The sequence below is a fragment of the Streptomyces sp. NBC_00704 genome (genome assembly GCF_036226605.1).
Lineage (GTDB): Bacteria > Actinomycetota > Actinomycetes > Streptomycetales > Streptomycetaceae > Streptomyces.
In genome coordinates this window covers 7,074,050-7,085,453 of sequence record NZ_CP109000.1, presented here as the reverse complement: position 1 = coordinate 7,085,453, position 11,404 = coordinate 7,074,050, and the positions used below count along the sequence as shown (strand labels likewise).

Below are 11,404 nucleotides of genomic sequence, written 5' to 3'. Positions count from 1 at the left end.
CATGGTCCGGCTCGTTTCCATAGCCCGCGCCTATCATGGCGGGATGCAGTTCCAGCAGCTCCAGTACTTCGTGGCGGTGGCCGAGACCCGCCACTTCACCCGGGCCGCCGAGCTCGTGCACGTGGCGCAGCCGTCGCTGTCCCAGCAGATCAGGGCGCTGGAGCGGGAGTTGGGCGCGGACCTGTTCCAGCGCGCGCGGGGCAACATCACGCTCACCGACGCGGGTGAGGCGCTGCTGCCGCTGGCCCGGCGGATCCTGGCGGACGCCGAGACCGCGCGGTACGAGGTGCGGGAGCTGGTGGAGCTGCGCGGCGGCCGGGTCCGGCTGGGGGCCACGCCGAGTCTGTGCACGGGCCTGCTGCCGGACGTGCTGCGCGCCTTCCACGACCGCTATCCGGGCGTCCGGCTGCTGATCGAGGAGGGCGGTTCGCACGACCTGGTCCGGGAGCTGGCCCGCGGCGCCCTCGATCTCGCCCTGGTCGTGCTGCCCCTGCCGACGCCGGCCCCGGCGCTGACGGCGGTGGAGGTGCTGCGCGAGGACCTGGTGGTCGTGTCCTCGCCGGAGGCCCCCGGGCCGGGGGACGGGCGGCGCACCGTGCGGATCGCCGATCTGGAGCACGAGCCTCTGGTGATGTTCCGGCACGGCTACGACCTGCGGGAACTCACGGTGGCGGCGTGCCGGGCCGAGGGGTTCGAGCCCGGCTTCGCGGTCGAGGGCGGCGAGATGGACGCCGTGCTGGGGTTCGTGCGGGCCGGTCTCGGGGTGGCCGTCGTGCCCCGCATGGTGGCCGCCCGCTCGGGCCGGGGACTGCGCGTCACCCCGCTCGCGCGGCCCGGCCTGCACCGCACGATCGCCCTCGCCCACCGCAGCGACGTGGCCCCGCCCCGGGCGGCCAGGGAACTTCAGCGGATGCTCCTGGAGCGGTGAGGGCCGCCCGGCCCGCGTCAGTCGCGCAGAGCCGGCGCCGGCACCTCCTCGCACCACTGGCGCAAGCCGGTGGGCGTGAGGTCGGGGGTGGCGGGCCGGGCCGGCGACGCGGGGCTGCTGGAGACGATCCTCGCGCGCCACGCGGCCGACCCGGCGGCCCCGCCGGTCACGGTACGGCCGGCCGGGTGGCAGGAGCAGTCCCGGATGCTGCTCCGGGGCGAGGCCGACGCCGCCCTGACGTACGGGCCGTACGAGCGGGAGGGCCTCGACGCGGAGGACCTCGTCGCCGAGCCGCGGGTCGCCGCCCTCGCCGTGAGCCACCCCCTCGCCGCCCGGACCGGGCTGCGCCTGGCCGACCTGGGACCGCGCGAGGACGAGACGCTCCGCTTCATCGAGGAGGTCCGCGGCAGGGGCCGGGACCTCGCCCAGCTCCTCACCCTCGTCGGCCTGGGCGAGCTGGTCGCCCTGCTGCCCGCCTCCGTCGCCGGCCGCTACCCCCGGCCCGGGGTCGTCTACCGGGCGGTCCTGGACGCGCCCGCCGCGGTCATGGCCGTCGCCTGGCTCCAGGAGTCGCGCTCGACGGCCACCGCCGCGTTCGTGCGGGCCGCCGTGTCGGTGGCCGACGACGTCCGCGCGCGAGGCCGGCTGAGCCCTACCGGGTCCCGGGCGGCACGGGAGTGCCCTGGTGGTAGTACAACCGCCAGCCCGCCTCCCCGTTCCCCCTGCGCCACAGCGAGCTGCGGCGGGCGCGCAGGCCGTCGAAGTCCGTCTCGTAGGTGAGGTGGACGAGTCCGGGGGCCAGCACGACGCCCTGGATCGACGGCGGTTCGTACCGCGGGCCGTCCGGCGAACTGCCCGGGTCGCCGGGCAGCCAGGCCAGCATGTCCTCGTACGTGTAGCGGCGGCCCGAGGAGCCCACCTCCACGAACTCGGGGTCGAGCAGGGGCGCGAAGCGGGCACGGGAGGCGCGCACGGCCGGGTCCAGCAGGGCCAGTTCGCCGGCGATCGCCTCGTTCACGTCGTCTTCCGCGTGGTTCATCCGCCCATCCTCGCGTGCGGCCCGCGCGCCCCCGCGACCCGGGCCCCCGCACGCGGCCCGCACTCCCCCGCGCCCCGGTGCGCGGTCAGCCCGTCGCGTCCACCAGGGCCAGCTCGTGGAGCCGGTCCGGCGGGCCCGGCCGGGCGTAGTACCAGCCCTGCGCGGTGTCGCAGCCCAGTATCCGCAGCTGCTCCGCCTGCGCCCCGGTCTCCACGCCCTCCACCGTCACCGCGAGGTCCAGGCTGTGGGCGAGCGAGACGATCCCCTCGACGATCTTGAGGTCGACCGGGTCCGCCGGGAACTGCTGCATGCCCTGGGTGAACGAGCGGTCCAGCTTGAGCACGCTCACCGGCAGCCGGCGCAGGTTGGCCAGGTTGGAGTAGCCGGTCCCGAAGTCGTCCAGCGCGATGTCGACGCCCATCTCGGCGAGCCGGCGCAGGGGCTTGAGCAGGTCGTCGTCGGCGCCGATCAACGCCGACTCGGTGACCTCCAGGCACAGGGCCTCGGGCCGCACGCCCGCGCGTTCGAGGATGTCGACCGTGTCCTGCACCAGACCGGGGTGGGTGAGCTGGCACGGGGAGAGGTTGACGTTGATGCGCAGCGGGGCGGCGCCGCCGTTGCGCTCACGCCACTCGCCGGCCTGGCGGACGGACTCCTCCAGGACCCAGCGGCCCAGCGGCACGATCAGGCCCGTCCGCTCGGCGAGCGGGATGAACCGGTCCGGGCCGAGCACTCCGTGCTGGGGGTGCAGCCAGCGCACCAGGGCCTCGGCGCCGCGCACGGTGCCGTCGCCGAGATGCACCAGCGGCTGGTACTCGATGAAGAACTCACCGCGTTCCAGGGCCGCCGGAAGCGCCGTGGTCAGACCGTGCCGGGTGATCGCCCGGGCGTCCGCCTCCGGGTCGGCCAGCTCGAAGCGGTTGCCGCCCGCCGACTTGGCCCGGTACATGGTGATGTCGGCGCTGCGCAGCACCTCCGCCGCGCTGCGCTCCCCCGCCGGGCCCTCGACGATGCCGATGCTGCCGCGCACGGTCAGCTCCCGGCCGTCGATGCTCACCGGCGCGACCAGGACGTTCATGATGCGGGCGGCGAGTTCGTCGACCTCGTGGCGGGTGTCGGGGCCGGTGGTCAGCGCGACGAACTCGTCGCCGCCGAGGCGGGCCACCATCTCGCCGGGCGCGGTCGCGCAGGACTGAAGCCGGTCGGCGACCTCCACGAGCAGCCGGTCGCCGGCCGCGTGACCGAGACTGTCGTTGATGGTCTTGAAGCCGTCCAGGTCGAGGTAGCACAGCCCGAAGCGCTTGCCCTCGCCCGCGCCGAGCACCTTCTCCAGGCGCTCGAAGAACAGCGTGCGGTTGGGCAGGCCGGTGAGCGCGTCATGGGTGGCCTCGTACCGCAGCCGCAGATTGAGCAGCCGGCGCTCGGTGGTGTCCTCCATGAGGGCCAGCGTGTACTGCGGCACGCCGTCGGCGTCCCGCAGCAGGGAGACCGTCAGGTTGGTCCACAGGGCCGTTCCGTCGGGACGGCTGAACGCCTTCTCCGTGTGGTAGTGCTCGCGTTCGCCGCGGACGAGTTCGTCGTAGAGCTTCCAGGTCTGGGGCGCGTCCTCGGGATGGGTGAGGTCCTGCACCCGGCGACCGCGCAGGGTCTGCTCGGAGCCGCCGAACATGCGCAGCAACGCCCCGTTGATCTGAAGGACGTTGCCGTCGAGGTCGGCGATGCCGATCCCTATCGCGGCGCCCTCGAAGACCGCCCGGAAGCGGGCCTCGCTCGCGTGCAGCGCCTGCGCGACGACGCCCTGGGCGCGCAGCGCGGCCTGGGCGATGGCCTCCTGCTCGGCGAGCGTGCGCTCGCGCAGGGCCCGCGCGAAGCCGGCCGCCATGGCGTGCTGGAGCCGCGAGGCGCGCACGCGCAGGTCCTCCTGGGGGCCGGCCTCGCCGCAGTACAGCACCAGGTAGGCGTCGACGCAGTCGAGGGAGTGGCTGAGCGCGTCGGGGTCCGTGCAGTGCGCGTCGACCAGGGCGGCGCCGACCTCCTTGCCGGCCTCGGCGTCGAAGCCCCGCTTCAGCAGCGCCCCGCGCAGCCGCCGCGCCAGCGGCAGCAGCCGCTCCTCCAGTTCGGGCCGGGTCAACGACGTCGCGGTCACCGGGAACACGGCCCGGCTCCAGATCGTCGCGAACCGCCGCAGTCTGTCCTCCGGTCCGTCCGGCTCCGCGGTCACGGCCTGCGTCCCACGCCGGCGAAGCCCGAGAGGGCCCAGGGGTCCTCGTCGTCCTCCGGCGCCGTGTCCGGCCGCCAGCGCGGCATGGGCACCAGTCCCGGTTCCACCATCTCGTACCCCTCGAAGAACCGCCCGATCTCGTCCCGAGAGCGCATGATCAGCGGATTGCGGATGTCCTTGTACACGTCGACCGCGCCCTCGGCCCGCTCCGCCGGCAGCGGGATCCCCTCGTACGAGGCGTGCGTGAGCACGAGGAGACTGCCGGGCGCGAGCGCCGCGCCGAGTTCGGCCACCGCCGCGTACGGGTCGTCCTCGTCCTCCACGAAGTGCAGGACGGCGACCAGCAGCAGCGCCACCGGCCGGCCGAGGTCGATGAGCCGCGCCACCTGGGGGCTGTGCAGGATCTCCTGCGGCTTGCGCAGGTCGGCGGCCACGACCTCGGCGTCGTCGTCGCCCGCCAGCACGGCCTCGCTGTGCGCCACGGCCACCGGGTCGTTGTCGACGTAGACGACGCGTGCTCCGGGGCTCGCGGCCCGGGCGACCTCGTGCGCGCTGCCGAACGTGGGGATGCCCGAGCCGATGTCGAGGAACTGGGTGACGCCCTCGGCCACCGCGTGACGTACGGCACGACGCATGAACGCCCGGTTCGCCTGGCTGATCTTCGGCAGTCCCGGCAGGAACTCCATGGCCCTGCGGGCCGCTTCCCGGTCCACCTCGAAGTTGTGGGATCCGCCCAGGTAGTAGTCGTAGATCCGCGAGACGCTCGGCACCGAGATGTCGATGCTCCGAGGGGCCCAGGCGGGACGCTCCATCTATCTCTCCAAGGCGTAGGCGATCCGGTGTTCGAGCTGAGGCTACTGATCGCCCGCCAAACGGGCGAGGGGAAACGGAAATTGACCGTCCGTTCCCGGTCACTGCCTGTGGCACGTGCCGAACCGGCGCCCCTGCCCGCGGGGCTGCGAAAAGTGCCCGAGGCGCTCCGGAGAGTCCCCGCAGCGGCCCTCGGAGCGGCGAAAGTCTACGCACACGACACCCGGCCGGGACAACACAGCGGTCCGCCCCCTCCGTGCGGCGCGGAGGGGGCGGACCTGAGGTCGTGCGCGAGGGGCAGTTGCGGGACCGGCCCTGGGGAGGCGGTCTCTACTGCGCCGGCGCTCCGACCAGCTTGCCGTCGGGCGCGACGGCGTACCACGTGCCGCCCACGCCCTGGCCGTTGATGTCACCGGGGGCCTTGTCGCCGGCGAAGGTGTAGATCGGCGAGCAGTTGACGGTCTGCTGCTTGACGCCGTCACCGCGGGTGAAGCTCATCAGGCCCTTCTTCTGCACGCCCTTGGTGTCGTTGGCCTCGACCGGCGCGACGACCGGCCACTTCTGGAGGCAGGCGCCGTTGCAGTTCGACACCGGCTTGGGCCACGCCTTGTCCTTGAGGAAGCGGTAGACCGTCATGCCGTTCTTGTCGACGACGATCTCGCCGAGGTTGGGGTCCTTGCGCACGGACAGGCCCGCCAGAGCGGCGTCGGACGCGCCGCCGCCCGCCTTGGCCTTCTTGCCCTCGGGGGTCAGCGCGAACCACTTGTTGCCCACGCCCTGGCCGCTGATGTCGCCCGCGTTGGCGTCCTTGGCGTAGTAGTAGGCGGGCCAGCCGCCCACGGTGAGCTGCTTGGTGCCGTCGGAGCGGGTGATCTCGCCGAGCAGCGACTTGTCGATGCCGTCGCCGGCGCTGACGTCGTCCGCGGAGACCGGCGGCCAGGTGGTCGCGCAGTCGCCGTCGCAGTTCGACTTCGGCGGTTCGGCGGTGTCCGCGTCGAAGCGGTAGAGGGTCTTGCCCGCGCCGTCGGTGAGGATCTTGCCGAGGTCGCCGTTGGCGGAGACGGCCAGCTCGCCGGCGCCGCCGGTCTGCGCTCCCGTCCCCGTTCCCGCGCCGACTGCGCCGGGTGCGGGGCTCTGGCTCGCACCCGCGGCGCCGTAGCCGCTGCCGACTCCCGCGATGCCACCCGCCGGAGCCGTTGCTCCGACGTTCTGGCTCGACGCCGACGTGCCGCTCTCCGATCCGCACGCCGCCGTCAGCGCCAGCACGGCCACCGTGCCCGCCGCGAGTGAGGCGCTCCGCCAGGTGGTCTTCATCGTCAACAACTCCCCGATCGTCACAAGGGTGTTGCAGCGCCCTGCTGCGCCGCCGCACGGACCTGAGTACGCACCGGGGCACCGGTTGTGTTCAAACACGGCCCGAAATTCTTTTCCGCGGCCCGTGCCGGAGGCGTGACGGGCCGTCCCCGAAGGCGTGCGAGAGGGCGCCGGAGCGAGCGTCGCGCGGACCGGCCGGGCCCACTCGCACGCGCGCACGAGGGGCCGCAAACGCGAGCGCACCGGGCGGCAAACCCGCGAACCGGGACTTCCCCCGTTCGGGGCAATCCCCGCCAGGCATGGACGCACGACAGCGCCCGAAGCCGGATGATCACCGTCGTGCATGGACCCGAACCGATCCGATCCGCTCTTCTCACCCGGGCGTTGGCCCTGGTGACCGTGGCCTGGATCCTCGCGGCCGCGCCGGCCGGAACAGCCGTGGCCGACGCGTGCGCGTACGCCTCGACGGGCCCGGACGGCACCGAGGCGGTGGCCGTCGCGGGCGGCCACGGGTGGCCCACGCCCCCGGTGTGCCAGAAGCCGACGCCCACCCCGCCGCCCGAGCCGACGCCCGAGCCGACACCCACCCCCACGCCACCGCCCCCGAAGCCTTCGCCCCCGAAGCCGACGCCGACGCCGACGCCCACCCCCGCCCCGAAACCGCCCCCGAAGCCCAGGCCGCCGGCCCCGAAGCCGCCCCCCGCGCCGCGCCCGGCGCCCGCTCCGCCCCGGTCCGCCCCGCCTCCGGCGCGGCCGGCCCCCGACCCCGTCCCGGCACCGCCGCCACCGCCCGCGCCGAAGCCCAGGCCGGCTCCGCGCCCCCCGGCGCACCCGGTGAGCTATCCGGCGTACCACCCCGCGCCGCACCAGCGGTCGGTCCGCGGCGGGCAGTCGCCGGTGACCTACGTCCTGCTCATCACCGTCCCCGCGCTGATCGCCGTCGCCGCGCTGCGGCCGCGCTAACGCCGATCCAGGAGGCCTCTCTTGCCGGAATGGCTTGTTCTCACCCTCGCGATGCTCGCCGCCTGCGCGGTGGTGGTCGTCGTCACCCTCGTGCGGCACCGCAGGGCGCCCGAGGACGAGGACCCCTCCGAGACCCCCGACGTCATCGAGTACATGACGATGTGGATCGGCGTCGTCTACGCCATCGTGCTCGGCCTGGCCATCGCGGGCGTCTGGGAGGCGCGCAGCGTCGCCCAGGACCACGTCCAGACGGAGGCCCAGGCCCTGCACGAGATCTCGGAGCGGGTGCGGGTCTATCCGCCCGCCGTCCGTGACCGCATTCGGGCGGATGTCAACGCCTATGTCGGACACGTCGTCGACGTCGAATGGAAGACGATGGCCGACGACGGGGAGGTGACCCCGCGAGGCGACGAGCTGTTGCAGCAGATCCGGGTGGACGTCACCGACTACCGGCCGGCGTCCGACTTCGAGGCGCAGGCCTACCAGCCCCTGCTGGACCAGATGGCCACCGCCGACCAGGCCCGTCACGCCCGCGCCGACTCGACCGGGGCGACCATGCCGGGCGTGGTGTGGTTCGGGCTGCTGACGGGTGCCGTCATCACCATCGGCATGGTCTTCGCGCTGCAGATCCGGCGCACGCCCCGCGAACTGGTCCTGGCCGGGCTGTTCTCCGCCCTCATCGCGTTCCTGCTCTTCCTGATCTGGGACTTCGACGCCCCCTACAGCCGGGGCGTGAGCGCGTCGGCGGAGCCGTTCGTCAACCTGTTCCCCGACGCCGGGCGCTGAGCCCGGCCGCCGGCCTCCGCTCCTTCGCGTCACCCCGCTCCCGGCGGGCGCGGCCGCCGCGCCGCCGCCTCCCGGGAGCGGCGGCGTTTTCCCCCGGGCGGCCCACAGACATACCCCGTTCGCGCTACTGCGATCGCGGACGCGCACACATGTTCCTAGCGTTTCGGACATCGAGGCGCATCGATGACGTAAGCGGAAAAGGTCCGCAAGCTGCTCCTCGGGGACCGGAGGATCCACCATGCGCGCGATACGCGTCGCCACGGCCGCTTTCCTGGGCTCGGCCGCCCTGGCCTTCTCCGCATCGGCCGCCGTGGCGAGCGACGACGACGGCCACTACGTCATGTCGAACGGCTACAGCCTGCTGCCCTCGACGGTCGCGGCGGGCGGAGAGGTCGCCGTCCGGGTGGACCGCGACGTCAGCGGCTGCGTGAAGGCCGTGACGGTGTCCTCGGGCGTGTTCGACACGCTCGTCGTGCCGAGGGGGGCGACGACAGCGGTGACCACCGTCGACCGGGACGCCAGGCCCGGCGCGTCCTACCGGGTGACGTTCACCTGCGGGGGCGTCAGCGCGGTGAAGGAGCTGACGATCGCGGGCGGCCGTCCGGCCGACGTCACCCCGGTGCCCCGTCCCGTCCCGCAGGGCGTGCACGCGGGCGAGGGCGGCAGCGTCGCGGGATTCGACCTGCGGGAGATCGGGCTCGGCGCCGCGCTCGTCGTGGGTGCGACGGCCGTCGCGTACCGCTTCGCGCGGCGGCGGGACGTGGAGGACGGCGGCTGACGGCCGGCGTCCGCGTCGTGCGCGGGACTTCGCCCCGGTCCCCCTCGGGGGCCGGGGCGAAGTCCTGTGCCGCGTGCGGTCTTCGACGGGGGCGGACGCCGGACGTCAGATGCGGCGCTCGGCGCGGCGGCGCATCCAGAACAGCCCGCCGCCCACCACGGCCGCGGCGACGAGGCCGCCGCCGATGGCCATGTCGGTCGGGGACGCCCCGGTGCCGACGCTGCCGCCGAGGCCGCCGCGGACGCCGCCGATGACGGTGAAGGCGTTGGGTCGGGTCAGGGTCCTGCCGGAGCAGTTGACGGTGATGTCGTAGGCGCCGGGGCGGGCGTTGGCGCTGACGGTGGCCGTGCCCTTGGCGGTCTGGTTGGCGCCGGTGACCGGTGTCAGGGCGGCCTGCGCGAACGCGGGCGAGGTCATGGATCCGCCGCCGGGGCAGCCGTCGACGGTGACGGTGAGCTGGCCGCCGCGGGCGATGACGCTGGGCAGGACGACGATGTTGCTCGGGTTGGCGCCCATGCCGTCGCGTGCGAGGGCGGCGGGGGCGGCGAGTCCGAGGGCGGCGATCGCGGCGGCGGAGACCGCCGAGGCGGCCAGGGCGCGAGTGGTGGGCATGTGATCCTCCGCGGAAGGCGCCCCGGGGCCCGTCCCCGGCATGTCGGCGAGAAAGCGCCTCCCGGCTCGACCCTCGGATGCCGTGCGCGCGCCCGCATTTCGGGACTGGTCCGTCCTGGTGAGAGGACACGCCGCGCGCCATGCACACAATCGGATATAGCCGCAGGTCACGGACCGTCAGAAAAAACCTTCCGCCGTCAACTCGGATGGCGCACCGCGCGGGAGGGGGGCCACCCGTTCGCCGTCGTCCCGTCGCCGGTTCGCGTCGTCGCGCTTAGCGTTCTCGTATGCGCGAAGGGACGCGGCGACGGCCGCGTCGAAAGGGGATGGCGAATGTCTGCGTACGAGCTGTCCGAGGCGGCGGAAGAAGAGGAGCGGCAGAGGAAGCGCGCCCCCTGGGGCGTGATAGCGCTTGTTCTGCTGACGGGGCTCGCGCTGATCCGCAACGGGTCCGGCGAGTTCGACGTCGGCCCGCCCCAGCCGGCCGCCGCGGCGGCCGCGGACGGCCGCACCGCCGCCGGCGTCCTCGGCCGGGCCCCGACCCCGCTGGCGTTCGCCGAACCGGACCGGGTGCGGATCCCGGCCATCCGGGTGGACGCCCCGGTCATGGCCGTCGGCCTGGACGCGGACGGCTGGGTCGGCGCGCCGCCGCCCGAGGACCCCAACCTGGCCGGCTGGTTCACCGGCGGCGTCTCGCCCGGCGAGAAGGGCACGGCGGTCGTCGTCGGCCATGTCGACAACAAGCTCGGCCCCGCCGTGTTCTACGGGCTCGGGGCGCTGAAGAAGGGCAACCGCGTCGAGGTGTCCCGCAGGGACGGCAAAACCGCGGTGTTCGAGATCTACGGCATCGAGGTCTTCGAGAAGAGCGACTTCCCCGGCGACCGCGTCTACGCCTCCAAGGGCGCCCCCGAACTGCGCGTCATCACGTGCGGCGGCGGCTTCTCCAAGGCGAACGGCTACGACGGCAACGTCGTCGCCTTCGCCCGCCTGGCCGAGGTCCGCTGAGCGGCGCCGGGACCGGGCGGGCGCGGCGCCGGGGTCAGGCGTACTGCCGCCGGGGCACGGTGAGGTGGTAGCCGGAGTCCAGCAGGCGCGGCAGATACGTGCGCAGCGCCCGCACGCTCTGCGAGCGGTCGCCCCCGGCGTCGTGCGAGAGCACGACGACGCCGGGGGCGGCGCCCTTGCGCACCCGGTCGGCGATGACGCCGGAGCCCGGCGTGGTCCAGTCGAGGGTGTCGACCGTCCAGGCGAGCGGCTCCATGCCCATCTCGGAGCCGAACTGGAAGGCGGCGCGGTTCCAGGCGCCGTAGGGGGCCCGGAACCAGCGCGGCCGCTCCCCGTACCCCGTCTCGATGACGTCGCTGGTGCGGGACATCTCGGAGTGGATCTGACGGCGGGTGAGGCGCGTCAGCAGGGGGTGGGACCAGGTGTGGTTGCCGACGACGTGGCCCTCGTCGGCCATCCGCGCCAGCAGTTCCTGGTTGTCGACGGCCATCTCCCCGCACACGAAGAACGTGGCGCGCACGTCGTACTCGGCCAGGGTGTCGAGGATCTGGGGGGTGTAGCGGGGGTCGGGGCCGTCGTCGAAGGTGAGCACCATGGTGCGGCCGCGGCCGGTCATGCTCGTCAGCGGCTCGTGGCGCACCGGGGTGCGGACGGGGGCGGTGGGCGGTGGGCCGTAGCCGGCCAGGGGCTGGAGGCGGTAGGCGGAGGGTTTCAGCGGGAGGTTGCGGGCCGGGGCGCCCGCGGCGGGTGCGGCGGCCCTGACCGGCTCGCCGTCCTCACCCCACCCGAACACTTTGACCGTGCCGGCCGCTGCGACGGCGGCGGCGCCGGCGAGCAACGCCCGGCGGCGCGTGAACAACTGCTCCTTCTTCATGCAGTCATCAGTCGCCCGGCGGGCCGCCGACCCACCCCGGCGACACCGGTTGGGCGGCACGATTCCACCCGCAC

At 74.1% G+C, this 11,404-nt stretch carries 11 protein-coding genes and 1 pseudogene; 6 read left to right on the top strand and 6 right to left on the bottom strand.

Annotated features, from left to right (window positions below; translation table 11 throughout):
- The first annotated feature begins 43 nt into the window (after window positions 1-43).
- Entirely contained in the window at window positions 44-928 is an 885-nt protein-coding gene (locus OG802_RS30735; RefSeq protein ID WP_329415767.1) for a LysR family transcriptional regulator, read from the top strand.
- Between the two features lie 69 nt (window positions 929-997).
- Window positions 998-1,528: pseudogene (locus OG802_RS30730) on the top strand (LysR substrate-binding domain-containing protein); the annotation flags it as partial.
- Between the two features lie 52 nt (window positions 1,529-1,580).
- Here the strand turns inward: OG802_RS30730 and OG802_RS30725 are convergent.
- From OG802_RS30725 to OG802_RS30710, 4 genes are all read right to left on the bottom strand, one after another.
- Window positions 1,581-1,967: a nuclear transport factor 2 family protein gene (locus OG802_RS30725; protein WP_329415766.1), complete on the bottom strand. Its 387-nt coding sequence runs from the start codon at window positions 1,965-1,967 to the stop codon at window positions 1,581-1,583.
- Window positions 1,968-2,052: 85 nt separating this feature from the next.
- Window positions 2,053-4,188, bottom strand: coding sequence for a putative bifunctional diguanylate cyclase/phosphodiesterase (locus tag OG802_RS30720; RefSeq protein WP_329415765.1), 2,136 nt, complete (start codon window positions 4,186-4,188; stop codon window positions 2,053-2,055).
- Complete coding sequence (locus tag OG802_RS30715; protein ID WP_329415762.1) at window positions 4,185-5,000, bottom strand: SAM-dependent methyltransferase; 816 nt, start codon at window positions 4,998-5,000, stop codon at window positions 4,185-4,187. The genes OG802_RS30720 and OG802_RS30715 overlap by 4 nt, the downstream gene beginning before the upstream one ends.
- A gap of 328 nt (window positions 5,001-5,328) precedes the next feature.
- Window positions 5,329-6,312: an SCO0930 family lipoprotein gene (locus OG802_RS30710; protein WP_329415760.1), complete on the bottom strand. Its 984-nt coding sequence runs from the start codon at window positions 6,310-6,312 to the stop codon at window positions 5,329-5,331.
- An 834-nt stretch (window positions 6,313-7,146) separates the two neighbouring features.
- On the opposite strand from OG802_RS30710, the gene OG802_RS30705 reads away from it, so the two are divergent.
- From OG802_RS30705 to OG802_RS30695, 3 genes are all read left to right on the top strand, one after another.
- Complete coding sequence (locus OG802_RS30705) at window positions 7,147-7,275, top strand: hypothetical protein (protein ID WP_329415758.1); 129 nt, start codon at window positions 7,147-7,149, stop codon at window positions 7,273-7,275.
- 21 nt (window positions 7,276-7,296) lie between these two features.
- Window positions 7,297-8,061, top strand: a complete 765-nt coding sequence (locus tag OG802_RS30700) for a bestrophin-like domain (protein WP_329415756.1) — start codon at window positions 7,297-7,299, stop codon at window positions 8,059-8,061.
- A gap of 238 nt (window positions 8,062-8,299) precedes the next feature.
- Window positions 8,300-8,839 carry a hypothetical protein gene (locus OG802_RS30695; protein WP_329415755.1) on the top strand — a complete coding sequence of 180 codons (540 nt, stop codon included), beginning with the start codon at window positions 8,300-8,302 and terminating at the stop codon, window positions 8,837-8,839.
- A 105-nt stretch (window positions 8,840-8,944) separates the two neighbouring features.
- On the opposite strand, the gene OG802_RS30690 is transcribed toward OG802_RS30695, so the two are convergent.
- Window positions 8,945-9,451 (bottom strand): hypothetical protein, encoded by a 507-nt coding sequence (locus OG802_RS30690; RefSeq protein WP_329415753.1) that lies wholly within the window; start codon window positions 9,449-9,451, stop codon window positions 8,945-8,947.
- A gap of 333 nt (window positions 9,452-9,784) precedes the next feature.
- Here OG802_RS30690 and OG802_RS30685 point away from each other — a divergent pair, with 333 nt between their 5' ends.
- A complete protein-coding gene (locus OG802_RS30685; RefSeq protein ID WP_329415751.1) occupies window positions 9,785-10,456 on the top strand; it encodes a class F sortase in 672 nt (223 codons plus the stop codon).
- Window positions 10,457-10,490: 34 nt separating this feature from the next.
- On the opposite strand, the gene OG802_RS30680 is transcribed toward OG802_RS30685, so the two are convergent.
- Entirely contained in the window at window positions 10,491-11,330 is an 840-nt protein-coding gene (locus OG802_RS30680; RefSeq protein WP_329415749.1) for a polysaccharide deacetylase family protein, read from the bottom strand.
- Window positions 11,331-11,404: the final 74 nt, after the last annotated feature.

Excerpts from the sequence above, each read along its gene's own strand:
- OG802_RS30735 (WP_329415767.1), top strand. The coding sequence starts at position 44 with ATGCAGTTCCAGCAGCTCCAGTACTTCGTGGCGGTGGCCGAGACCCGC.
- OG802_RS30725 (WP_329415766.1), bottom strand. The coding sequence starts at position 1,967 with ATGAACCACGCGGAAGACGACGTGAACGAGGCGATCGCCGGCGAACTG.
- OG802_RS30715 (WP_329415762.1), bottom strand. The coding sequence starts at position 5,000 with ATGGAGCGTCCCGCCTGGGCCCCTCGGAGCATCGACATCTCGGTGCCG.
- OG802_RS30710 (WP_329415760.1), bottom strand. The coding sequence starts at position 6,312 with ATGAAGACCACCTGGCGGAGCGCCTCACTCGCGGCGGGCACGGTGGCC.
- OG802_RS30695 (WP_329415755.1), top strand. The coding sequence starts at position 8,300 with ATGCGCGCGATACGCGTCGCCACGGCCGCTTTCCTGGGCTCGGCCGCC.
- OG802_RS30690 (WP_329415753.1), bottom strand. The coding sequence starts at position 9,451 with ATGCCCACCACTCGCGCCCTGGCCGCCTCGGCGGTCTCCGCCGCCGCG.
- OG802_RS30685 (WP_329415751.1), top strand. The coding sequence starts at position 9,785 with ATGTCTGCGTACGAGCTGTCCGAGGCGGCGGAAGAAGAGGAGCGGCAG.
- OG802_RS30680 (WP_329415749.1), bottom strand. The coding sequence starts at position 11,330 with ATGAAGAAGGAGCAGTTGTTCACGCGCCGCCGGGCGTTGCTCGCCGGC.